Here is a 24,503-nt window from a genome sequence, read left to right on the forward strand (position 1 = left end):
CACTACCCCGCATTATATGTCAGTTTGACATCGTCTCGAGGACCAAGACGTTGTGATAAATGCTGTTCACGCATGCCAAGAATTTCGGCAGTTCGCAGATTGATAATATCCAAACCGCCCAGATAGTTTTCGGAATGAGCATGAGACGGCGGTGCGAAAAATGGCAGGTTTGCCAATGCTTTCACCATCAGCTCAACACTCGGGTATGAGTCAATCGGAAGCATCTGCGCAAGACCCAATCGCTGGGCTTGCTCTGCTCGAATAGCCTGCTCTCTGCGTGGCACAACACGTGGAACCAGAAGGGCTGGATTGTCAAAGGAGAGGATCTCGCAGAATGTGTTGTACCCTCCCATGCCAATCACAGCAGTCGCATTGGCCATATAGGGCTCAATTTCGGGGGTAAATCGAAGGATCTCAACATCGCGCAAATGAGATGCACGCGTTGTAAACGCTTCCACATCTGCCTTGCTCATGAAAGGTCCGAGGACAATGAGAGCTGGGAACAAGGGACGCAAACGTGCTTCATAGGCCCGTATGACCCAATCGACAAGCTCAACACCGTCACCGCCACCCCCTGGGGTCACCAACACATAAGGGGCACCATCAAAGGGCGCTGTGAAATCCTGAGCTGAACTTGGCATTGACCGGCGCAGGTAGCCAGTAAAGAGCGTCTTTTCCATCACCGACTGGTCAAAGCCAAGCCCATCCAATGGATTGTTCATCACTGAAGGGCCGTAAACCCAGATCTCATCATAAAGATCATTGAGAGCAGGGTAGGCGCGTTTGCGAAGCCACTCCTCCTTCAGAACATGCGGATCATCCATCACATCGCGAAGACCCAAAACCAGCCGTGTTTTTTGCCCCTTGAGGTATTGAAGCGAGGGGAGAACCTCACCGCGCAGCCCAAGCGGCTCCTTATCGACGATGAAGATATCGGGTTTAAACACCTTGGCCGTGTGTTCGATGATGGATGATCGGATGGCGATCGTCTCATTGATATCAAGCTGCAAGGAGAGCGAAGTGTACTCACCACTGCGCAGTTTGATCACGCCCGGAATGCGGACAAAATCGACCCGGGAACGAAACTCGAAACTACCAATGATGGGAGATCCTGAAAGGATGAGAACGGACATTTCCTGGAAGGAGCCAACCAAAGATTGTGCGATTGTGCGGCATCGCCGCAGATGGCCCAATCCAAAGGTGTCGTGGCTATAAATCAGAATTTTTGGCGTCATTACCGTCATGCGCTTCTTATTCCATCTGCTGCGCATAAACCTCAGCATCAGATCAGTTTGGCGGGGGAGGGCCACCAAGGAACGGTCAAACCTGCTTTGAAGCGTTTAAACACCAAAGAAGTACCCCCATAAATCCAAGGGATCTTGCGGGTTTATGCCGTTTTTTAAGATCTTGAAGCGTAAAGTTCCCTTGCGTCAGTTAGAGCGTAAATCGCATCGCCTCAGTTTGGGTTAGCCTGATCTGAGCTTAATCGGAGTGGACATGGAAAAATCGCTTTTCCAATTCATCTGGAAGAACTCAGCCCGCTATCAAGTGGCGATTCTTCTAGTCACCATATTGTCCTATCCGGTGAGTTACATCCTGCTGGATCTACCTAAGACAATTACCAATGAAGCAATTCAGGGTAGCAATTTTCCAGTAGAACTTTTCGGAATGCAGCTCGGTCAGATTCAGTATTTGGCGGTGCTATGTATTTTGTTTTTGGTTCTTGTTGTTGTTAGCAACTGCATCAAGCTCTACCTCAACGTCTACAAGGGTAGACTGGGTGAGAGGATGCTACGCCAGTTGCGGTTTGAGCTGTTTCAGCGCGTACTCCGCTTCCGCCTGCCTCACTTTAAGAAGGTCAGCTCCGGCGAGATCATACCAATGATTACCGCCGAGGTCGAGGATGTTGGTGGTTTTGTTGGCGAGGCCTTCGCTTTACCAGCCTATCAAGGCGGAATGCTGGTCGTTCAGGTCGGCTTTATTTTCATGCAGGACCCACTGCTCGGACTGGCCGCTATCTCACTTTATCCGGTGCAGGGATATATCATTCCCAAGCTCCAGCAGAAGGTCGTTCGCCTGTCTCGTCAACGTGTGAAGAATGTGCGCGTGATCGCCGATAAGGTGGGAGAGAGCATCTCAGGTATCTCCGAGATTCATAGCAACGACACGTCAGCGTGGCATTCAGCAGACCTTTCAGACAGACTCTATCGAAACTTCCGTATTCGTTTCGATATCTATAATCGCAAGTACTTCATCAAGTTCGTCAATAACTTCATGAATCAGCTGACACCGTTTTTCTTCTACTTTATCGGCGGCTATCTGGTCATCAAAGGTCAGCTCAGCATCGGTGCGTTGATTGCGGTGATTGCAGCATACAAGGATCTGGCTGGTCCATGGAAAGAGCTGCTGGCCTACTACCAAATGACAGCAGACGTCTCAGTCAAATACCAGACAGTGGTTGAAAACTTCGATCCACCTGATCTCTACGACAAACAACGTCTGCTGGATGATGAATCTCTGGTGCTCACAGGCACACTCACCTTGGATAAACTAGCGCTATCAGGAGTAGGGACCGGGCAGGAAGTGCATAATGTTTCACTTAATGTCGAGCCGGGTAAACCACTGGCTGTTTCTGGTGTGGATGGTTCTGGACGCGCTGAATTGTTGCAGATGGCAGCTGGATTGCTGAGCCCCACCTCAGGATCAGTCACCATCAACAACACTAATTTCGAAAGCATGCCAGAAGCGACCTTGGGTCGGCAGATTGCCTACGTGGGTGGTCATTTGCATGTCTGGACGGGGACAATTCGCGATAATCTCTTCTACGGGCTGCGTCATCGGCCTCAGGAAAAGGTCGAGTATGAAGGCAGCGATCTGAGGAAAAGGCAGCGTCAGTTGAAGGAAGCTGCCATGACGCTTAACCCATACTTTGATTTGAAAGCGCGCTGGGAAGATTACGAATTAGCTGATGCTGGTTCTATGCAGGAGTTGGAAGATAAAGCCCTCGAGCTGTGTAAAGTAGCAGGTTTCTCGCGTGATTTGTACTTACTGGGCGTTGAGACAGTCATCAATCCAAACGAGACTGAAGAGCTCAATGGCGGCCTCATGCCCAAATTGGTTGAGGCGCGGAAAGCCTTGCGCGAGAAAATCCAGAATGACACGAAACTTCAAAATCTCGTCGAGTTCTGGGACCCTGAAAAATTCAATATGTCTGCCAATCTGGCGCAGAACCTGTTTTTTGCAAGTCCCAAAGAACACTTCATGACCATTGAACATGTTCCGACAGACCCGCAAATTTCAGCTTTCCTCAAAGAGACCGGGTTTGATGTGCTCCTGGCAGATATCGGACTGAAAATTGCAAAGACTATGGTCGAACTGTTTGCTGATGTGAGTGCAGACAGTGATTTGCTGAACAGGTATTCTTTCATCAGTCGTGAGGATCTTCCGGAGTTTGCCCGTATTGTGAATGAGCAAAAGGGTGAACAGCGGCGCAAGCGGCTCAAGGATGTAGATCGGGCCCGTTTGATTGCGCTGGCGCTCAAGCTCATTCCAGCAAAGCACCGCCTTGGTGTTCTGGATGATGATATGCGGGAGAAAATCCTGGCAGCTCGGAAACAGTTTATGGAAACAGTGGGCAAAGACAATGAGCGTTTCGAGTTCTTTGATCCAGACACTTATCTCACCACTTTGAGCATCGAGGACAATCTGGTCTTCGGACACGCAAGGTTGGACCGCCGCGATGCCCGCCAGAAAATACAACAAGTTCTGCAAGAGCTCGTGCGTGAAAGAGATCTGATCGCCCCAATTCGCCGCGCTGCCTTCGATTATCAGGTGGGCATTGCTGGTGCGAAGTTATCCTCCCATCAACGTAGGTTGATCTGTCTGGTTCGTGCCCTGTTGAAGAATGCACACATCTACGTTCTGGATGAAACGGCAAACAGTGTAAGTGCAACAGATAAGACCCTGCGCGAAGACCTCAGGAAGCTCATGAGTGACAAAATTCTCATGTTCGGAGTAAGTAATGAAAGTGTTGCTGAGGAGTTTTCTACGACGCTTCACCTAGAAAATGGGAGGGTTATCGAAAGATAGTCTTGGGAACTATGGTGAAACAAAGGCGAGATGATGTGAGCTGGAACACAGTTTGCTGGGAGAACTTCAGCTATGCTCATCAAGTTATTGGGAGTGAAATGTGACTATTGATGCAGAAGTCCAAGCTTTAAGCCGTGTCCCTCTCTTTCAGGGATTGGAACCAAGCAAACTGCGTCTTCTTGCGTTCATCAGTGACCGCATGGAGTTTCAGGATGGGGAGCATTTGTGCCATCAGGGAGATGATGGAGACAGTGCATTTGTTGTCCTTTCCGGTGAAGTTGCTGTGTTTGTTGATGAAAATGAGGTTGCGAAGGTTGGACAATATGCCATCATTGGTGAGATTGCGATCCTGTGTGATGTGCCAAGAACAGCGACCTTACAGTCAGTGGGTACAACTCACATTCTGGCAATATCCAAAGACGATTTTTTGAAGCTCATCGCGGAGTTTCCGAAAGTTTCGCTCGAGATTATGCGTGTATTGGCGTTGCGATTGGAAAAAACGACCAGAGAACTTGCGCAGGCACGCCCTGCGTCCACTTGAAAGGCCAGATTACTTGAACGAGTTTTCTCTTAAAATTTGGGGTGTTCGCGGTTCAACAGCTGCTGCTGGTCCCGAAACACTTAGATACGGCGGAGAAACAGCCTGCTTTGAAATTCGGGCGGGGGACGTTCTGTTGATGGTCGACTGTGGGTCTGGTGCACGCAATCTGGGCAAAGAGTTGATGAAAGGCCCACACCGAGACATCGATCTTCTCTTCACGCATACACATCTTGACCACATCTGTGGTTTGCCCTTCTTTGAGCCGGCGTACGATCCCAATTTCAGTATTCGCCTTACCGCAGGCCATTTTAATGACCCGTGTGATTTGAAGGATATCATCTGTCGGATCATGTCGCCCCCTATTTTCCCGGTAGGAGCGAACACGCTAAGTGCTGTTTCCTTTAAAAGTTTCAAGGCAGGGGACACCCTGAAGAAAGACAATGGGCTGATAATCAAAACCGTTGCGCTAAACCATCCTGGCGGTGCCTGTGGCTACCGGATGGAGTACAATGGTAAGTCCATGTGCATCATCACAGATCACGAAATGGGGAGCGCATCTCACGATGCAGCTGTCCTAGAGTTTATCCGTGATGCAGATGTTGTGATCCAGGATGGGATGTACACCTGTTCCGAATACCCTAAGTATAAGGGTTGGGGACATTCCACATGGGAGCATGTGGTCGGAATATGCCAGCGCGCCAACGTGAAAACGCCCGTGATCTTTCATCACGATCCGCGTCGCACGGATGATGAATTGGACGAGATAGGTTTGGCTGCCCAGCAGATGCATCCACGAGCAATCGTGGCCTCTGAAGGGATGGTCTTCAAACCTTAAGTTCATTCACCCGTCGCTCGCAACAGATCGGATGAAACTGCGAGCAAACCAGCAACACCTGTTGAATGGTGTGACGGGAGACAAGTGTGGCAGTTGGAAGTGGTCCAGAAAATTCCGATCCTTCAAAAAAACGTGGATCTGAGAAAAAGCCGGATGTGGACTTGAGCGAAAAGTTCCATGGCATCTCTTACCAGAAGAAAGCTGAACCTAACTTCTATCAGCAGCTGAAGCGCGGTGTTTTAGGGCCAAAAGCTCCGGAAGGGGACTTGCCTTTACGTGTGCGTAGTGAAGTAGCGCGTCAGGAAGCGGCCTCCGAACGTCTGATCGGTATCGTCCAGCTTGGCGTCATTATCTTTTTTGCTGTTCTGTACGCCCTTGCTCCGAGGGCCGAAGGCACTATGGGCTTCAACTTCGTTCCCATCGCCTTTTCCTGTTATCTTGTCTTTACGCTTATTCGTATTTACGTCTCTTTCAGAACCACCCTGCCGGTCTGGTATCTGGTCCTGTCTATCATGGCAGACGTGGCGCTTCTGGTCGGATTGATTTTCTCCTTCCACATCCAGTATGCCCAACATCCCACTTTTTACCTCAAGGCCCCGACCTTGATGTACCTGTTCCTGTTCATAGCCCTGAGAGCCCTCCGCTTTGATCCAAGATACGTGATCCTCACTGGCGTCTTCGGGGCTCTGGGTTGGTTAGGGTTGGTGTTCTATGCTCTGACCTATCAAGGTGGCTCAACACTCATCACTCGAAACTACATCGAGTATCTGACCGGCGAGGCGGTTCTCATCGGGGCAGAGCTGGATAAGTTGATAATCATCCTGTCAGTGACAGCGCTTCTTGCCCTTTCTATCTTCAGAGCCCGCCGCACCTTCTTCTCAGCCATTCGCCAGAAGAATGCAGTAAAAGACTTGAGCCGCTTTTTCACGCCAGAAGTTGCAAATTCCATTGTGGAATCTGAAAGCAGGCTCATGGCTGGAACCGGTGAAATCCGGGATGTTGCCATCCTTCTTGTAGACATCCGGTCCTTTACAAAAACTGCCGCCAAACTGCCGCCAGAAACCACCATGCGTGTTTTGAGCCTCTACCAAAAGAAAGCTGCAAAGGTGATTTTGGGAGAGGGGGGCAAAATTGATAAGTTCCTTGGTGATGGAATCCTTGCAACCTTCGGCGCTGTATCAGACAGCGAAACGTATGCAGCTGATGCGTTGCGAGCAGGTGTCGAACTGACACACATTCTGGAGGAAGAGTGCGCCGATCTGGAAGCTGCAGGCTGGCCCATGAAATTTGAAGTTGGTGTAGGGGTCGCAGCAGGTCCGGTCAGCGTCGGAGTTGTTGGTGTGCGGGACCGGTTGGAGTTCACCGTGATCGGTGATGCTGTCAACCGCGCTGCAAAGCTGGAAGCCGCCAACAAGGTCCAGGGCACGCGGTTCCTGACAGATGGTGCAAGTTATTCCATGGCTCTACGACAAGGGTATAAGGGAAACATGATAGATTTAAAGTCCGAGTGTGTTGCGGGAATCAATGGAAAAGTAGACCTTGTGGCTTTGGCGTGAGAATGATTTTCTCATGCCGACCCGCAATCCAGCATTTTGCTGCTTTCAAAGAATTTTGGCGGGAGCTTTGAAAGACAGCGGGGCAAACAAAATGAATCGGGATGGGATTCCATGCAACTTAATAAAGAAATTGCAGCCGTTGTAACCGGCGGCTCATCAGGTCTTGGCGCGGCAACCGCACGGAAATTGGCTGGCCATGGCGTTAAAGTAACTCTTTTCGACGTGAATGAAGAAGCTGGTAAAGCACTGGCACAAGAGATTGGTGGTCAGTTCGTAAAAGTTGACGTCACCAGCGATGACAGCGTGAAAGCAGGTCTGGATGCAGCTGAAGCAGCGCACGGCCCAACACGTATTCTCGTCAACTGTGCAGGTATCGCGCCTGTTGCAAAAACCACCTCTCGTGGTGAGCCGCACCCAATGGATATGTTCCAGACGGTGATCAACGTAAACCTTGTCGGCACATTCCGCTGTACGTCGTTTGCTGGAACACGCATGGCAAATCTTGAGCCACTGACAGAAGATGGCGAGCGCGGCGTGATCATCTCCACTGCATCTGTGGCTGCATTTGACGGTCAAATCGGCCAGGCAGCTTATGCAGCATCTAAAGGTGGCATTGCCGCTCTGACATTGCCTGTTGCACGAGACCTGTCCAAGTCCGGCATCCGCGTGATGACTGTTGCACCGGGTATCTTCGAAACTCCAATGCTTCGTGGCCTCTCTCAGGAAGTGCAGGACTCACTCGGTCAGCAGGTGCCGTTCCCGTCCCGTTTGGGCCGCGGCGACGAATACGCTCAGCTGGTGGAAGCAATCTGCACCAACCCAATGCTGAACGGTGAAACCATCCGCCTGGATGGCGCAATCCGCATGGCACCGCGCTAAGCAATTCTCTGGTCTGAGAGCGTTGAGTTCTCAGGCCAGCTTCTGGTTGCGAAACAACCAGACCTACCAATATGGTCTAATCCAAAGGTCGACTAAGTGCTTAGGCACCCCCTCGTGCAGTGGTATCTTAGTCCTGCTAAGTTCATCGGATTGTAATTTATAGATCCGATTCCTAGAGGCCTTCATGGCGACCTATACCAGCTCCACTCCCCAACAGTTCTTCGGCGACCTTCCAGAACAGACTGATGTTCTGATTATTGGCGGTGGCGTGATTGGCACCTGCACAGCCTACTGGCTGGCGCAAAAGGGTGTGAACGTGACACTCTGCGAAAAGGGTCGCGTTGCCGGAGAACAGTCGAGCCGCAACTGGGGCTGGGTCCGCCAGCAAGGCAGGGATGCCGCAGAACTCCCTATATCCATGGAAAGCAGCCGGCTCTGGCAACAGCTGATGAAAGAAACCGGAGAGGATCTCGGGTTTCGCCAGGAGGGCGTTTATTATCTGGCAGAAAAACAAGAGGACCTCAAAAACTATGAGGACTTTCTTGAACTTGCCAAACAGCATCAACTCGATACCAAGCTCCTCAGCAAAGACGAGGTCTACGCCAAAATTCCGGGACGTGACGGTAAATGGGTTGGCGGAATGGTCACACCAAGTGATGGCCGTGCTGAGCCATGGATAGCTGTGCCCGCGATTGGCAGGGCAGCGGAACGTAACGGCGCTGTAATCGTTGAAGACTGTGCAGTGCGTACGCTCGAGATTGAAGGTGGTAAACTCACAGGTGCTGTGACCGAAAAGGGGACGATCAAAGCAAACCGTGTCCTGATCGCTGCTGGTGCATGGTCCTCACTCTTTGCACAAAACCTCGGCGTGTCCATGCCTCAGTTATGTGTGCGGGCAACTGTGGCTGCAACCAAGGCTGTGCCTGATCTTTTCAACGGCAACGCTGCAGACGGCACATTCGCGTTCCGCAAAAGAGTAGATGGTGGCTACACGCTTGCGGTCAGTGATATTCATGATCACTACATCGGTAAGGACTCGTTTCGTCACCTCTTCAAGTGGCTTCCTGCTGTGAAAGCGTCCTTCAAAGGCATTTCCTTTGGCATGAACCCACCAAAGAACTATCCAGATTCATGGGCGCATAAGCGGCATTGGTCTGGAGATGAAGTCACACCGTTTGAAACATGTCGTGTGCTAAACCCTGATCCGAGCCCGAAAGCCCTCAAACGCATTCAGGATCGTCTGGTTGACCGCTTCCCTCAGCTCCAAGGGCTGCAAATGGAAGAAAGTTGGGCTGGAATGATTGATGCAATGCCGGACTTTGTCCCGATCATGGATGAAGTCCCAACGCAAAAGGGCGTGTTTATCGCAACGGGTTTTTCTGGGCACGGGTTTGGCATTGGTCCTGCAGCAGGGCGCGTCATGGCAGATTTGCTCATGGACAAACCAGCAGGCTACGACCTGACGCGCTTCCGTTATTCGCGTTTTTCCGATGGCTCCAAAATCAAGCTCGGACCCTTTATCTAACCTCCTTGAGTAAGTGACGTGATTTATTCAGAAAATACACCGCAGCAGTTCCATGGAGAACAGCCGCAGGAAACAGATGTGCTCATAATCGGCGGGGGCATCATTGGTGTGTGTACCGCCTATTACCTCGCCAAGAAGGGCGTAAGCGTCACTCTTTGCGAAAAGGGGAGAGTTGCAGGAGAGCAGTCCAGTCGCAATTGGGGTTGGATTCGCCAGCAAGGACGTGATGAGCCGGAAATCCCGCTCTCTATCGAAGCTCGTCGTTTGTGGGAGGAGCTCAGCGAAGAGACAGGGGAAGACCTCGGCTACAGCGCGAGCGGCGTCTACTACCTTGCTGAAAAGCATGAGGACTTGGAAAATTTTGAGAAGTTCGTCGAGCTTGGCCGGAAATATGATCTTGATACCTGCATGATCTCAAGAGCGCAGGTTCATGAAGATATCAAAGGTAAAGAAGGCCGCTGGATCGGCGGAATGCATACTGCCAGTGATGGTCGTGCTGAACCCGGGCAGGCGACGCTCGGCATCGCAAAAGCTGCAGAGCGACTTGGAGCTGTCATTTGCGAAAACAACGCTGTTCGTACATTGGTAAAGTCCGGTGGCGAGGTTATGGGCGTTGTCACAGAGCAAGGCGAGATCAAAGCAGGACAGGTAATGCTGGCAGGTGGGGCATGGTCTTCTCTGTTCGCCGCCAATGCAGGCATTAAACTGCCTCAACTTTCTGTAGAGTTGACCGTTGCAGCAACGCAAGCCGTACCGGATGTCTTCCCGGCAAATGCCTCAGACAACACCTTTGCTATGCGCCGCCGTCAGGATGGTGGCTACACGTTGGCACTGAAGAACAACCAGACCCATCATATCGGTCTGGATTCATTTCGGTTCCTGAAAGAATGGCTGCCCAACATGGCCGAAAACCTCAAGGGTTCCAGCATCAAACCATGGTCTCCAAAAAACTACCCTGATCACTGGATGCAAAAAAGACGTTGGACCGGAGCGGACATAACACCGTTTGAAGCAATGCGCGTCCTCAACTCCAAACCTGATCAGAATGAGCTGGGTGCTCTAACACAAGCACTCGCTGATCGTTTTCCGCAGCTCAAAGGAACAAAACTGCAATCCGCCTGGGGCGGCCTCATTGATGCCATGCCAGACTTTTTGCCGGTGATCGATAGAGCTCCAAATCTGGATAACCTGCATATCGTGACGGGTTTCTCAGGCCATGGGTTTGGAATAGGCCCATCTATTGGACGTGTTATGGCAGATGTGCTCACTGGGAAACCAGCTGGCCACGATCTCTCCAGTTTTGCCTTTAACCGCTTCTAAAAGCTGCAAGACTTGAGGCACGAGCAGACGACACCCGAGAAATGCTCAAGCGATCAGAAGGGGAGAGGCGTACCCGCGGGTACTCTTTTTCTCATTAGTGGTGTAAGCTGAAGAAAAGTTGCCAAATTAGTCCGATAAAACTAACTATACCGCAACGCGTAAATAACATATTCGCCAGATTGGGGTTTTCGATGCCAAACTATCGTTCGCGCACTTCCACACACGGCCGCAACATGGCAGGCGCCAGAGGCCTGTGGCGGGCAACCGGTGTTAAAGAAAATGACTTCGGCAAGCCAATTATTGCTGTCGTCAACTCCTTCACGCAGTTCGTGCCAGGCCACGTGCATTTGAAAGACCTCGGCCAGCTCGTCGCTCGCGAAATTGAGCAGGCCGGTGGCATCGCAAAAGAGTTCAACACCATCGCAGTTGATGACGGCATCGCAATGGGTCACGACGGCATGCTCTACTCCTTGCCCTCTCGTGAGTTGATCGCCGACTCCGTGGAGTACATGGTCAACGCCCACTGCGCAGATGCCATGGTCTGTATTTCCAACTGTGATAAGATCACTCCAGGCATGCTGATGGCGTCTTTGCGCCTGAACATTCCAACCGTGTTTGTGTCCGGTGGACCGATGGAAGCTGGCAAAGTAACGCTCGCAAACGGTGAAAAACGCAAAGTTGACCTTGTCGACGCAATGATCGCCGCAGCTGATGACAACGTTTCTGACAGCGACGTTGAAAGCATCGAGCGCAGCGCATGCCCGACGTGTGGCTCCTGTTCTGGCATGTTCACCGCAAACTCCATGAACTGTCTGACAGAAGCCCTGGGTCTGTCCCTTCCGGGCAATGGCTCAACTCTGGCAACGCATTCAGACCGTAAACGCCTGTTCATCGAAGCTGGTCACCTGATCGTAGATTTGGCAAAACGCTATTACGAACAGGAAGATGAGCGCGCACTGCCGCGTAACATTGCAAACTTCAAAGCTTTTGAAAATGCAATGATTATGGATATCGCGATGGGCGGTTCCACCAACACCGTTCTGCATTTGCTGGCCGCAGCGCAGGAAGGTGAAGTGGACTTCACCATGGAAGACATTGACCGCCTGTCTCGCATCGTACCAGTGCTGTGTAAGGTGGCTCCATCGATCGCCAACGTCCACATGGAAGACATTCACCGCGCAGGTGGTATCCTCGGTATTCTGGGTGAGCTGGACCGTGCAGGCCTCATCGATACCTCAGTAAAATCAGTCCATGCCAAAGACTTAGCCGACGCTCTTGAGCGCTGGGACATCAAACGCACAGACAGCACAAGCGTGCGCGAGTTCTTCTCAGCCGCTCCTGGTGGTGTGCCGACACAGGTCGCCTTCTCTCAGAGCTCCCGCTATGCCGAAGGTGTTGATGAGGATCGTGAAAACGGCGTTATCCGCTCCAAAGAACATGCCTTCTCACAGGATGGCGGACTGGCAGTTCTCTACGGCAATCTGGCAGAAGACGGCTGTATCGTTAAGACAGCTGGTGTAGATGAGAGCATTCTCACATTCTCTGGCCCTGCACGCATCTTTGAATCTCAGGACACAGCCGTTAGTGCGATCCTGACTGGGAAGGTGAAAGAGGGCGACATCGTTCTTATCCGTTACGAAGGCCCTCGTGGCGGTCCGGGCATGCAGGAAATGCTGTATCCAACCAGCTACCTCAAGTCCAAAGGTCTCGGCAAAGCCTGCGCACTCATCACAGATGGCCGCTTCTCTGGTGGGTCTTCCGGTTTGTCCATTGGCCATGTCTCCCCGGAAGCAGCTGAAGGTGGCAATATCGGCCTGTTGGAAGAAGGCGATGTGATTGATATCGACATTCCAAACCGTAAAATCGAGATGCGTGTTTCTGATGAAGAGCTTGCCTCCCGCCGCGCTGCGATGGAAGCAAAAGGGAATGCTGCATGGAAACCTGTTGAGACGCGTAAGCGCAAGGTGACCACCGCACTGAAAGCCTATGCTGCCATGACCACCAGCGCATCCAAAGGCGCAGTTCGTAAAGTTGACTAAGCCTCAGGTTCAATAAGACATTCAAAAGCCCCGTAGAGATCATCTCTGCGGGGCTTTCTATTGCAGGAGCGCGTTCTGAGTGGTTAGCTCGGCGCGCTCACATATCGCAGATAGGGCAGGACTGTTTTCACAGAGCCAAATTTGACTTCTGCGTCTTCGGTACTGACAGCTGGGGGCACGATTACATCCTGACCAACAGTCCAGTCCGCAGGCGTTGCAACGCCCTTGGCAGACATCTGAAGCCCGTCTAGCGCACGCAGGATTTCTGCGAAATTTCGTCCAACGGTCATTGGATAAGTCATCATCAGCTTCACTTGCTTGTCCGGCCCGATGATGAAGACTGAGCGCACAGTGGCAGAGTCTGCAGGTGTGCGGCCATCAGGAAGCACATATTCAGCAGGCAGCATGTCGAAGGCTTTGGCCATTTCAAGACCAGCATCGGCTACAATCGCAAAATCTGGCTTTGCACCGCCAACAGATTCAATGTCGACCTTCCACTTCTTGTGGTCTTCTACACCATCAACTGAAACGCCTAGGACTTTGGTGTTACGCTTTGCCCATTCTTCACTGAGCTTTGCCACAGCTCCAAATTCGGTAGTGCAAACCGGAGTAAAGTCTTTCGGATGCGAGAAGATAATTGCCCAGCTACCGCCAATCCAATCATGCAGGGTGATTTCGCCCTGATCAGTTTCTACGGAAAGGTTAGGGATAGTATCGTTAATGCGTAAAACCATGAGTAATCCTCTTCTTATCCAGTACTGCGCATCGCTCAAAAGGCCTCGGACCTCCCACAGCACCAATAACATTTAAGTACCGAATTTCTGCATTCAATGGGAGCGGCTTTCAGTTCTTGATACAATTTTGTGAAGTATTAGCGTGGAGAGTTTCAACCTGATCTCTCAATAGAATTTGTTAATGCAATCAAACATATTAATCAATTGACTTTGCGTTAGTCAAAGCTTACCGTAAGTTATGACTTACCAAGATATCCTTCATGCGCTGGCAGATGATACTCGTCGCAAGATATTTGAAGATCTTCGGGCAGGTCCTAAGAATGTCAAAGCACTCTCACAGGCAAAAGGCGTCACTCGGCCAGCTGTCTCTCAGCATCTGAAAGTGCTGGAACGGGCTGGGCTAGTGGAGGCCGATCAACGCGGAACGTCGAGATTCTACGCAGTAAGGCGTGAGGGCATCTCACCTTTGCGTGACTACCTTGATCAGTTCTGGGAGGACGCCCTGAACGCTTTTGCAACTGAAGTCACCGAACAACAGGAGATGGGGCATGATCACACCAGTGGTGAAAACGATTAGGGTGGACTGTAGTCCGGAAAGAGCCTTCGAGGTTTTTACAGGGGATTTCAGTAAATGGTGGCCAATTCAAACCCATTCTGTAACAGCAATGAATGGCAGCGAACTACCTGAGGTCTTTTGTGAGCGGCAGGAAGGCGGCAAGCTATATGAAGTCGCAAAGGATGGCACGCGGCATGACTGGGGAACGCTCAAAATCTATCAGCCCTCAAAAGCCCTCTCGTTTCTCTGGCACATTAATAACCCGGAGAGCATGGCAACTTGTGTGGATGTGACGTTTGAGAAGGACGGTGAAGGCACCAGAGTGGTTTTAAGCCATCATGATTGGGAAAAGCTTGGCGAAATTGGCTCCACAATGCGCGAAAGCTATAACAATGGCTGGGTCAGCGTGTTTGAAGTGAATTTCAAAAACGCGTGTAACTCCAGTTCTGCTTAGAAAGCAAAGCTTCGCTGTTTTATTCTCCAGCGAAGCCTGTCTATTACCCCCGCCAGTTCAGTAGGGCCTTTTCCGCCTTCCCGATCAACCAACTGACGCACAGCCCCAAAATGGAAAGCATCGCAACGCCGACGATCAGCTGATCTGTTGCGAACAAGGAACCTGCCATCAACACATAAGCGCCGATGCCATATTCTGCGCCAATCATCTCTGCGGCGACCAGCAGAATAATTGCTATGCTAGCAGAGATCCGTGCACCAGAAAGGATCGCTGGTAGAGCACCTGGCAAAATGATCTTCCGCACAATGGAAAGCCAGCTCATACCGAACGACTGTCCCATGCGGATCAACCCACGCTCCACATTATCAACGCCGCCATAAGTGGCGATGACTGTAGGAAAAAACGTACCAAACAGGATTGTCGCAACTTTGGAACCTTCCCCGATGCCGAACCAGATGATGAAGAGTGGCAGCAAGGCAATCTTCGGGATTGGGAAAAACGCTGAGGTAAGCGGCAATAGGCTGGATCGCGCCAATGAGAACAGCCCAATCAGCAATCCCACCAAAATGCCGAGTGCTGTTCCAATGCTCCAGCCAAAGACAAGCCGGTAAAGACTTGTGCTCACGTGTTTCCAGAAAAGACCCGAATTATAGAGATCTAAGAAGGCTTGAAACGCTTCCGACGGCGCTGGCAAAACCAGATTGCTGATGATGCCTGTGCGGGAGCCAAACTCCCAGAACAACACCAGTGCCAAAAATACAAATGGAGCAACAAAACGGATCGGACGTGGCTTGAACCCGCCTCCACGAAACGGAACTTTCTTGCGGTTTATCTGATCAGACATCGGCAAGCTCCCTATCTGCAGCAAGAGCTTCTTCGCGCATCATATGCCATAACTGCTGCTGCACCTCCTCAAGCTCCACAGCACGCTCCCGGCGCTCTTCAAGAGGGATCGAGATCTCAACAACATCGCGAACCTTGCCCGGGCGGCGAGACAACACAATGACCTTGTGGCCAAGGCGAACAGCTTCAGCAAGATTATGCGTCACATAGCAAGCAGAGAATGCCTCACGGGCCCAAAGAGCCACCAGATCATCCATCAGAAGTTCTCGTGTCTGGCTGTCTAAAGCTGACAGAGGCTCATCCATGAGCAGAAAGGCTGGACGCACAGCCAACGCTCGCGCAATTGCCACACGCTGCTTCATCCCACCGGATAACTGGCGTGGAAGTGCATCATGAAACTCTGAGAGGTTGGTGCGTGCAAGCACATCATCAATGATCGCCTTGCTCTGCTGTTTGGAAAGCTTGTGGTCTTCAAGCACCAAAGAGATATTCCCGGCCACAGAGCGCCATGGCAGCAACGCAAAATCCTGAAAGATGTAGGTGAGGGGATTGAGAGACCCTTCTGGCGCCTGACCTGCGATATAAGCGGCGCCCTTGCTCGGCTCTTCAAGTCCGCCCATCAGACGCAGCAGCGTAGATTTTCCGCAACCGGACGGACCGATGATCACGGCAATCTCGCCGAGCTCAAAGGTCAGATTGATATCATTCAGAACCTCGACAGAGCCGTAGGCATGCGAGAGATTTTCAATGGAAATTTGCATGTAATCCAACCGGATTATGAGAAAAGGCATTGCCCACCCGCAGCGGGCAATGCGTGAGTTGGATTAGAAGGTTTCGACGAACTTCACATCAACCAACTTGTCGAGTGTTACACCTGCTGGCACCAGCTTTTCGCTTTTGAACCAGTTGAGCTGATCTTCCACACTTGCCATGTTAAGCGCAGCACCTTCGTTAAGACGCATCGCTCCATTGCGAATGGATGGGGCAGCTTTCTCATATGGACGATCAGCATAGACGTACTTATGAATGAGCTTCACCATGTCTTCAGCTGCCGCATCTCCTGCGGATTTGTCCACCAGAGCCGCGTTAAAATCAGCTGCGCCTTTAGAGTAGGCACCAAGGAAGGTCTTTACCAGCTCAGGATTACTATTAATGTTCTTCGCGGAGGTAAAGACAGTGGTCACCTGATAATTCGGTACATAGTCAGAGACTTTGCCGATCATTTCCACTTGTGGGGACTTGGCAAGGCCTTTTGCGATGTGGGGAACAATAGACCACGCATCAATCTGACCACTCTTCAGCGCACCAATCACAGCGCCTACTTTTTGGAGCGGACGGATCTTGATGTCCTTGCGCTCAAAACCTTCTTTATCTGCAATCTTATGTGCCATGTAATGGAAAGACGAGCCTGCTGTCGTCACACCAAAGCTCTTGCCTTTCAGATCAGCCGGAGTTTTCAGGCCTGCATCAAATGCAGCTTTAGAGGCAAGGATCATCTGGCCGTCAATGCCAGCTTCTTCCTGTAGCGCGCCACCAATCACTTTCACAGCGCCCTTATCTGCAAGACTGATCAAGCCACCGGAAATCGCGGTAAGGCCGAAGTCCACATCGCCGGAGGCGATAGCAAGCGCCATTGGTTGTGCAGCTTGAAAGAACTTGAACTCAACTTCCAGACCAGCTTCGTTGAAATAACCCTTTTCAAACGCAACAAAATTCGCCGCATGAGAAGTGAAGCGCAAGGCGCCGACAGTGATCTTCTCTGCTGCAGTTGCCGTAGTCGCAAACGTTCCTGTTAGAACCGCTGCGCCCATCAAAACGCCGCTTAAAATACCGCGTACCTTCATCTTTATCCTCTTAAGTGAACCTTGAGAGCAAACTCTCGTCAATCAAAGCGTATTCCCGAAAAGTGGCAACTGTTTTCCGGTAGGATACGCAGTAAAAATCTTTTGCAGTCTATAGATCCCTATGGAAAATGACTGCGCCAATCACTTCAATCGTGCATAGATTAGTCATATAACGCAACCCGGCGCACATGAGACTTGCAATATTCTCAATCTGAATAGGTTCGTTTTCACTATCCAGCGCATTTATATGCTGCAATTCCACAACAATGCGACCAAAGATGCTTCTAGGTTTCGTGCAGATAAACCATCTATACAAAATTCTAGGAGAAAGGCCGGAAGTGATCGCTCAATCCCGGCCTTTAATTTAGTCCAATTGATGAATTCAATTTGGTCAGAGAGTCGATCTAGCCACCGGCAAGAAGTTTAGTCATCACATTTTCAATAATCTTGTGACCACCGTCTTGATCTAGGGACATGATGGACTCTGGATGGAACTGAACAGCGCCAATAGGCTCATTCTTGTGTTCAATTGCCATGATCACACCGTCTTTGGTCTCTGAGGTTACCTCAAAGCAATCTGGCAACACATCCCGTTTAGCAAACAAGGAGTGATAACGGCCAACACTGACAGGTGAACTCAGCCCATCAAACAGCTTGGAACTGTGACTGAAGGAAACAAGAGATGGCTTGCCATGCACAGGCACATCAAGCTGGTCAAGTTCACCGCCAAACGCTTCGGTCAGCGCCTGCAGACCAAGACAAACACCAAAAATTGGCAGCTTGCGTGCACAGGCCCGTTTGATGGTAGCCCGGCAATCAAAGTCCTTTGGAGAGCCTGGGCCAGGAGACAACACGACCAGATCCGGACGAACCTGATCAAAGACATCATCCAGCACTGGACTACGGTAAGTCACAACCTCAGCGCCTGTCTGACGGAAGTAATTTGCCAGTGTGTGCACGAAACTGTCTTCGTGGTCGACGAGCAGAATCTTCTTGCCTTTGCCCGGTTTAGCCTTAACTACTTCCTCTTCAGAAGTAAGCGCAAGTCCAGCTTCGCGAACCGCAGCAATCATCGCAGATGCTTTCAGCTCAGTCTCAGCTTCTTCATCCTCTGGGATGCTGTCATAAAGCAGCGTGGCACCTGCACGGATCTGAGCTACACCATCCTTGATGCGAACCGTGCGCAGGGTCAGACCTGTGTTCATATCGCCATTAAACAGCACAGCACCGATAGCACCGCCATACCACGCACGAGAACTCCTTTCGTGGTCCTCGATAAACTGCATAGCCCAACGCTTCGGCGCACCAGTAACAGTTACAGCCCATGTATGAGAAAGGAACGCATCCAGCGCATCCTTGCCATCAAGCAGAGTGCCTTCGATGTGATCCACGGTATGAATCAGACGAGAATACATCTCGATCTGACGACGACCAATCACACGGACAGACTCTGGAACACAGATGCGGCTCTTATCATTCCGGTCCACATCAGAACACATGGTTAGTTCTGCTTCGTCTTTGGCGGAGTTCAGCAGTTTGCGGATTTGGGCTTCATCTTCAATCGCGTTCTTGCCGCGGCGGATCGTGCCGGAAATCGGGCATGTCTCCACACGGCGACCACCAGTCACCCGCACATACATCTCAGGAGAGGCACCAACAAGATATTCGGCGTTGCCTAGGTTGATGAAAAAGGAATAAGGCGAAGGGTTGATCTGCTGCAAACGGCGAGAAACAGCGGATGGTGGGTTTTTGCAAGGCTCATAGAACACTTGTCCCGGAACGGTCTCAAACAGATCACCGCGCTTGAAATAATCGACTGCAGAGCGCACCAGATCAGCGTACTCACCCGGTTCATGGTCACCCCGTGCTGGAGTTTCAGTCGCTGCTTTGTAGGGTGTTTCTTCACCATCATGCGGCAGACCGTCTGTCGTTTTGGCATTGAACTCAAAATCGTATTCCAGCACATGGGCTTTACGGCCATAGTGGTCAACAATCAGGATTTCATCGGGCAGAAACAACACCATGTCCCGCTGGTCGTCAGGACGCTGCAGTTTCTGATTAATCGGCTCAAACTGGAACGTCAAATCATATCCGAATGCACCATACAACCCGAGCTGATCGTCGTCACAGGAAAACAGATCAACAAGTGTACGCACCACGGAGAAGGTTGAAGGCTGGCGGGAACGCTCTTCCTCTGAAAAGGCTCTGTCCGGCGTCTTGATAGTCAGATCAATGCGGTACTCATCTGCATTGAAATCTGCGATATCCTCGTGACCATCCAATGCGCCATGAACGGCAGGCATCAGCACGCGCCCGCGCTCGTTCAGCGCCTGAATGGTAATCTTGCGATCGTTGGATTCAATCAGCAGCGGTGGGTTGGCCAGTGCCATATCCCAGCGCGTGTAGCGGCCCGGATATTCGTAGGAAGAGGAAAGCACAGCACCGCGTTGACGGTCCAGCCTGTCCATCCATTCGCTTGTACCAGCGGCATAATCAGCATTTCGGCTTTTACGGCGGATGATAACGCCGCCTTTGCTCTTATAAGTCCGTTCTGCCGTAATCGGCATGGTCAATCCTCCGGGTCGTGCACACCTGTTTCCGATGTTTGCGAGGCGGTAGATACAACAAAGCCGCCTGCAGAAAATGCGGCGGCTTGGAAATTACAGGTCAACAAGACATGCGTGTTCAGCCACCGTCACCGGCGCCACCACCACAGCATGTTTTGTGCTTGCATAGTCATCATGCGATTTTCATAACCTAAGGAGCTCATAGGTGCAACTCCTGAAACAAAATTGCACCCAGCAATGAAAAGAAGAGCCCTTCAACCCATCGTGAAGAGCTCCCCATCATCAACTTAAGCACACGCGTGCTGGATCAGGCGGTCTAGGAATGCTCTACGGTATAACTGTGTTGGTAGCTTTCATCTGAGTTGAGAAATCTGGGTAATAAAAATACCTCTGCATTCCTAAAACTAAAACAATAAAGGGTAGAAGTGGGGCTAGTGGGATCCCCAGCTGTATCGCAATAGAAGAGGTTGAACTTGAAAGAACAATAAATGCAGCCAACATAAATTTTTCATAAGGAAGGAAACCGTGCTCTAATCCATTTCTGATGAGGAATGCACACGGTACAATTAGAAGAGTTAAATCGTATGACAAAGCAAACGGCGTGGTTAGCAGCGTTCCTGCAATCAAAATAGGAGCTCTAATAGTCATGTCTTTTGTGTAGCGCCAGGCAGAGACAACACAAACAAGGCAAACCAATCCAAGGCAGGCTTGCAGTGTCGAAGAATAAGTGTGATTGATACCGAACTGACGAAGGCTGGAATAGAGGGAAATCATTTTTTCCCAATCTACAAAACCGTTCTGCATTACGTTAGATGCAATGGGAACTTGACCAACAAAACTAATCCATACTTCGCTGCCAAGTACAAGAAGACTTGCGCCAGCTAGAAAAATGCTTGTTATAGACGCGCTTGCGAAACAGCGCCAATTATAGCTAGCAATGAGAGCAATGGGCGCGAGCAAGCCGAGTTGAGGTTTTATCGTCAGGATACCTAGAGCGATTCCTGCAAGAACAGGCTTCTTCCGTTCAATGCTTACGAGAAATAAGGCGTAAAGTGCCGCTGTTAAAGCTGCATTTTGTCCATGTAAGGCGTTGTTTAGACACGCAGGTATCACAACGAGACAGGCTGCCCATAACCCGTTTCTTAAGATTACCCGAAGAACGTACCATAGGAAGATAGATGTTGTAGCAACGAATGTGATGTGAGCAATCTTTGCAGAGAAAAATGCGTATGGAATTTGGAGAAGTTGGAAAGTGGGAGGATAGAAAAAGGCAAAAACTGTATCTGATGCGGAAGTTTGAAATTGGAGTTCTGAAAAACTATCAAGGTGGTAGACAACCTCAGGAGTTCCGGTAAGGGCTTGGCGTCCAGCGAGCCAAAAGCTCAGGTAATCCATTAGGAATGTACCATTGGGTGACGTGAATGGATTAGGTAATACAAACAAGTAGACAAATACGATCAAGAGCATGAATGCAGTAAAAGCGCTAGTGAATCTGATTCGATCCCATGTAAACCACTCACCATCTCTTACAAAACGGAACCAAAATTTTTTCACGAAGGAACTCTTCTTGCTGGATTTTACGCTGGCGTTATCTTTGCTGGACATGCCGCGAAGTGCTCCCTGATCAAATAATGAGATAATTACCTAATAATTTTCAGAAAAGCGTTACCATTTTGTTGAGACTTGTTTTGGCAGAAGAGATAAAGCATTTTGAAACATATTCGAAAGCAATAAAAAAGCCCGTCAGAAACGGGCTTTCGATGATCTGAACTAAAGGCTTTTCTTAAGCACACGCGTGCTGGATAAGGCGGTCTAGGAAGCCATCACACTTGTCGAGTTCGGACTGCTTGATGTACTCGTCCGGTTTATGAGCTTGCTCGATGCTGCCTGGGCCACACACCACGGTTGGGACTTTCAAAATGGTCTGGATCAGGCCAGCTTCCGTGCCATAAGCAACTTTTGCGTGGTCGTTGCGACCAGCCAGTTTCTTTGCCAGAACAGTCACATCCGCTTCCACTTCCGTATCCAGTCCTGGGATCTCAGAGTAAGGAATGAGCTCGATATCTGCCTTTTCAGAAACTTTGCGCATTTCAGGAAGAAGCTCCTCCGTGGCATAACGCCTGATCTCGTCCATGCAAGCTTGGAGGCTTTCAGTTGGCAGCACGCGGAACTCAAATATGACTTCGCAGTGTTCAGGTACAATGTTGAGTGCAGTGCCGCCCCTCATGACACCTGTGTGAGCCGTGGAATATGGCAAATCAAACAGATCATCGCTGGGGCCCGCTGCCAGTTCCCGTGCCATCTCTTCAAGTTTTGCAACAAGACGAGCGCCATAATGCACGGCGTTTACGCCCTGTGGTGCAAGGGAGGAGTGGCAGGAAAGGCCGGTAAACACAGCGCGGTAGGAGGCTTTGGACTTATGGGCCACCACAACCTGCATTTCAGTCGGCTCACCAACGAAACATGCTTCCGCCTGAAAGCCTTCGCCAGCAAGCTTGTAAAGTACAGGCTGAACGCCGGTACAGCCTGTTTCTTCGTCATAGGAGAACATCAGGTGAAACGGCTTGTTCAGGGGCGCCTTCAGCATCTCTGGAACTTTGGCAAGAGAGCACGCCACGAAGCCTTTCATGTCACAGGAACCGCGACCGTATAGCAGACCGTCTTCTTCGCGAAGGGAGAACGGGTTACTGCTCCAGTCTTGTCCTTCAACCGGCACCACATCTGTGTGACCTGAAAGAATGTAACCATCGGTCCCGTCTCCGCCGATCGTCGCAAACAGGCTCGCCTTCTCCCCCGTTTCGTCTGGCAGTATGGAAGAGGAGACCCCCAGATCATTAAGATACTCTTCGATCCACTTGATCAGGGGGAGATTAGTTTTTGCGCTGACCGTGTCAAAGCTAACCAGCTTTGCAAGGACTTCTTGGCTTGTCATTGTCATGGAAATTTCTTTCAGGAAATCGGAATCGTGAGTTCTGACTATAGAAAGAGAAATCCATAAGGAAAAGTACGTTTACGAGCTTTCGTTGACATGCCGCAGCGTTGTTTCGCCTTTACCCCACAGCCATGCCGCTCCGCGCACACCAGAGCTGTCGCCGTGTTTGGCCTTGCGGATATCAAAATCATAACCATCAGAGAAAATGTAAGGACGCATCGCAGCAGGAAGATCCTTGTAAATCTCTTCCACGTTAGACATGCCACCAGCGAGTACAAAACAGTCCGGATCTAAAATGTTGGCTGCCATCGCCAAGGCGCGGCCCAAGCGGCTTACATAACGCTGATAGGTGCCCATGGCAGCTTCGTCGCCAGAGCGCATCAACTCAATGATCTCGCTGCCCTTCAGCGGTTTTCCAGTAGCATTCTCATAATCCCACTGGAAACCTGTGCCAGAGCACAAAAGGTCAATCGTGCCGTGGTGTCCGGTCCAATTGAGCGGACCTGGGAACTCGCCTTCCTGCATCCAAGGCACAGTAACGTTGCCCCATTCGCCGCCAATGCCGTTAGCGCCTTTATGGGGGCGTCCATTAATCGCAATGCCTGAGCCACAGCCAGTGCCAATGATGATGCCGTGAACAACTCCGCATCCTGCACCCGCTCCATCAATGGCTTCAGAAACCGCCATGCAATTGGCATCGTTTTGAATGCGCACTTCACGGCCAAGTGCATCTGTAAGATCTTTATCGAGAGGTTTGCCGTTCATCCAAGTGGAGTTTGCGTTCTTAACCAGCCCTGTGCTTGGTGAGATAGAGCCCGGAATGCCAATGCCCACTGTGCCGACTTCGCCAGTGGCTGCCTCCGTTGCAGCAACCAGTCCGATAACAGCTTCTACGCAACCCTGATAATCGTTCTTGGGAGTTGGAACACGTTTGCGAAACAGTTCTTCACCTTCGTTAGAAAGTGCCAGCGCTTCAATTTTAGTACCACCCCAGTCAAGTCCAATTCGCATGTTCCAGTCATTCCCCCATTACAATCATAAAAGGCATTCGCCTCTGTATTCTTTGTTCTTTTCTGGATTAGTCACGTCGCTGGGGCATTTCAAAAGCACCCGCGTCGTTTCCATCCAATGCATCCAGCTGTTTGCCGTAGCTTTTAAATTTTCTCAAAATCTCTTTCATCTCAGTTGGAGAAAGAGGTGCAGGTTCTCCCAGAACCAGCGCAGATAAATACTGATCAGCCAAGGCTTCCACTTCACCGGCAAGCCCAAACGCCTTGTGCAGTGAAGGGCCAAAAGTAATTTGTCCATGATGTGCCAAAAGGCAAGCCTTCCGGTCTTCTAGCGCATTGATCATTGCTTGAGATAGGGCTTTGGTTCCGAACGTGGCGTAATCTGCGCATTTGATCTGATCACCGCCAGCAATAGCTACCATATAATGAAAGGCCGGAATGCCTTTGTTATGGGTTGAAAGCGCAGTCGCTCTGGCTGAATGACAGTGAACAACCGCCTCTGCTTCTTTGTAGTTCCGGTAGATGTCCATATGCATGCGCCACTCGGACGAAGGCAAGTAATCCCCAAAGTATCCGCCTTCAAGATCCATGAAGACAATCTTCTTGATCTCCAGGTCTTCGTAAGGAATGCCAGAAGGGGTGATGAGCATACCGTTTTCATATCGGGCGCTCACGTTGCCGGAGGTTCCATGTGTCAAACCAGTGCTTTGTAAAGCACGCGCCGTTCTTATAACTTCCCGGCGAAGCTGGTTCTCAGCTGTTGTCATAACATGTCTCCG

20 protein-coding genes are annotated in these 24,503 nt (G+C 50.7%); 10 read left to right on the forward strand and 10 right to left on the reverse strand.

The window, feature by feature from the left end; all coding sequences use genetic code 11:
* Positions 1 to 2 precede the first annotated feature (2 nt).
* Positions 3 to 1,244: a glycosyltransferase gene (locus PsW74_RS20730; RefSeq protein WP_063288296.1), complete on the reverse strand. Its 1,242-nt coding sequence runs from the start codon at positions 1,242 to 1,244 to the stop codon at positions 3 to 5.
* A gap of 253 nt (positions 1,245 to 1,497) precedes the next feature.
* Between PsW74_RS20730 and PsW74_RS20735 the strand changes: the two genes are divergently transcribed.
* The 8 genes from PsW74_RS20735 (at position 1,498) to ilvD (ending at position 12,784) form a co-directional block, all read left to right on the forward strand.
* On the forward strand, positions 1,498 to 4,089 hold the full coding sequence (locus PsW74_RS20735) for an ABC transporter ATP-binding protein/permease (RefSeq protein ID WP_063288197.1): 2,592 nt from the start codon (positions 1,498 to 1,500) through the stop codon (positions 4,087 to 4,089).
* Positions 4,090 to 4,189: 100 nt separating this feature from the next.
* Positions 4,190 to 4,630: a cyclic nucleotide-binding domain-containing protein gene (locus PsW74_RS20740; RefSeq protein ID WP_193757786.1), complete on the forward strand. Its 441-nt coding sequence runs from the start codon at positions 4,190 to 4,192 to the stop codon at positions 4,628 to 4,630.
* A 13-nt stretch (positions 4,631 to 4,643) separates the two neighbouring features.
* A complete protein-coding gene (locus PsW74_RS20745) occupies positions 4,644 to 5,465 on the forward strand; it encodes an MBL fold metallo-hydrolase (protein ID WP_063288198.1) in 822 nt (273 codons plus the stop codon).
* Positions 5,466 to 5,551: 86 nt separating this feature from the next.
* Positions 5,552 to 7,021 carry an adenylate/guanylate cyclase domain-containing protein gene (locus tag PsW74_RS20750; protein WP_057465918.1) on the forward strand — a complete coding sequence of 490 codons (1,470 nt, stop codon included), beginning with the start codon at positions 5,552 to 5,554 and terminating at the stop codon, positions 7,019 to 7,021.
* 111 nt (positions 7,022 to 7,132) lie between these two features.
* On the forward strand, positions 7,133 to 7,900 hold the full coding sequence (locus tag PsW74_RS20755; RefSeq protein ID WP_057465964.1) for an SDR family NAD(P)-dependent oxidoreductase: 768 nt from the start codon (positions 7,133 to 7,135) through the stop codon (positions 7,898 to 7,900).
* Between the two features lie 184 nt (positions 7,901 to 8,084).
* Positions 8,085 to 9,425 (forward strand): FAD-binding oxidoreductase, encoded by a 1,341-nt coding sequence (locus PsW74_RS20760; RefSeq protein ID WP_063288199.1) that lies wholly within the window; start codon positions 8,085 to 8,087, stop codon positions 9,423 to 9,425.
* Between the two features lie 18 nt (positions 9,426 to 9,443).
* A complete protein-coding gene (locus PsW74_RS20765) occupies positions 9,444 to 10,745 on the forward strand; it encodes an FAD-binding oxidoreductase (RefSeq protein WP_063288200.1) in 1,302 nt (433 codons plus the stop codon).
* Between the two features lie 191 nt (positions 10,746 to 10,936).
* Positions 10,937 to 12,784, forward strand: a complete 1,848-nt coding sequence (gene ilvD, locus PsW74_RS20770; RefSeq protein ID WP_063288201.1) for a dihydroxy-acid dehydratase — start codon at positions 10,937 to 10,939, stop codon at positions 12,782 to 12,784.
* Between the two features lie 83 nt (positions 12,785 to 12,867).
* Here ilvD and PsW74_RS20775 read toward each other — a convergent pair whose 3' ends face one another.
* Positions 12,868 to 13,518: a peroxiredoxin gene (locus tag PsW74_RS20775; RefSeq protein ID WP_063288202.1), complete on the reverse strand. Its 651-nt coding sequence runs from the start codon at positions 13,516 to 13,518 to the stop codon at positions 12,868 to 12,870.
* A 238-nt stretch (positions 13,519 to 13,756) separates the two neighbouring features.
* Between PsW74_RS20775 and PsW74_RS20780 the strand changes: the two genes are divergently transcribed.
* A complete protein-coding gene (locus tag PsW74_RS20780) occupies positions 13,757 to 14,095 on the forward strand; it encodes a metalloregulator ArsR/SmtB family transcription factor (protein ID WP_063288203.1) in 339 nt (112 codons plus the stop codon).
* On the forward strand, positions 14,067 to 14,528 hold the full coding sequence (locus tag PsW74_RS20785) for an SRPBCC family protein (protein ID WP_063288204.1): 462 nt from the start codon (positions 14,067 to 14,069) through the stop codon (positions 14,526 to 14,528). Before PsW74_RS20780 ends, PsW74_RS20785 begins: the two co-directional genes overlap by 29 nt.
* Positions 14,529 to 14,571: 43 nt before the next feature.
* Here the strand turns inward: PsW74_RS20785 and PsW74_RS20790 are convergent, their stop codons facing one another.
* From PsW74_RS20790 to PsW74_RS20825, 8 genes are all read right to left on the reverse strand, one after another.
* A complete protein-coding gene (locus PsW74_RS20790) occupies positions 14,572 to 15,372 on the reverse strand; it encodes an ABC transporter permease (RefSeq protein WP_063288205.1) in 801 nt (266 codons plus the stop codon).
* Positions 15,365 to 16,132: an ABC transporter ATP-binding protein gene (locus tag PsW74_RS20795; RefSeq protein WP_063288298.1), complete on the reverse strand. Its 768-nt coding sequence runs from the start codon at positions 16,130 to 16,132 to the stop codon at positions 15,365 to 15,367. The genes PsW74_RS20790 and PsW74_RS20795 overlap by 8 nt, the downstream gene beginning before the upstream one ends.
* Before the next feature lie 63 nt (positions 16,133 to 16,195).
* The gene (locus tag PsW74_RS20800; RefSeq protein ID WP_063288206.1) at positions 16,196 to 17,215 is read right to left on the reverse strand and encodes an ABC transporter substrate-binding protein; all 1,020 of its coding nucleotides are present in this window, start codon (positions 17,213 to 17,215) and stop codon (positions 16,196 to 16,198) included.
* A 404-nt stretch (positions 17,216 to 17,619) separates the two neighbouring features.
* On the reverse strand, positions 17,620 to 19,782 hold the full coding sequence (locus PsW74_RS20805) for an anthranilate synthase component I (protein WP_063288207.1): 2,163 nt from the start codon (positions 19,780 to 19,782) through the stop codon (positions 17,620 to 17,622).
* Positions 19,783 to 20,109: 327 nt separating this feature from the next.
* Positions 20,110 to 21,387, reverse strand: a complete 1,278-nt coding sequence (locus PsW74_RS20810) for a glycosyltransferase family 87 protein (RefSeq protein WP_063288208.1) — start codon at positions 21,385 to 21,387, stop codon at positions 20,110 to 20,112.
* Positions 21,388 to 21,565: 178 nt separating this feature from the next.
* Positions 21,566 to 22,720 (reverse strand): acetylornithine deacetylase, encoded by a 1,155-nt coding sequence (gene argE, locus PsW74_RS20815; RefSeq protein ID WP_063288209.1) that lies wholly within the window; start codon positions 22,718 to 22,720, stop codon positions 21,566 to 21,568.
* 72 nt (positions 22,721 to 22,792) lie between these two features.
* Positions 22,793 to 23,725 (reverse strand): ROK family protein, encoded by a 933-nt coding sequence (locus tag PsW74_RS20820; RefSeq protein WP_063288210.1) that lies wholly within the window; start codon positions 23,723 to 23,725, stop codon positions 22,793 to 22,795.
* A gap of 67 nt (positions 23,726 to 23,792) precedes the next feature.
* Positions 23,793 to 24,491 carry a class II aldolase/adducin family protein gene (locus PsW74_RS20825; RefSeq protein WP_057465928.1) on the reverse strand — a complete coding sequence of 233 codons (699 nt, stop codon included), beginning with the start codon at positions 24,489 to 24,491 and terminating at the stop codon, positions 23,793 to 23,795.
* Positions 24,492 to 24,503: the final 12 nt, after the last annotated feature.

The sequence above is a fragment of the Pseudovibrio sp. W74 genome (assembly GCF_001623085.1).
Taxonomy (GTDB): Bacteria; Pseudomonadota; Alphaproteobacteria; order Rhizobiales; family Stappiaceae; genus Pseudovibrio.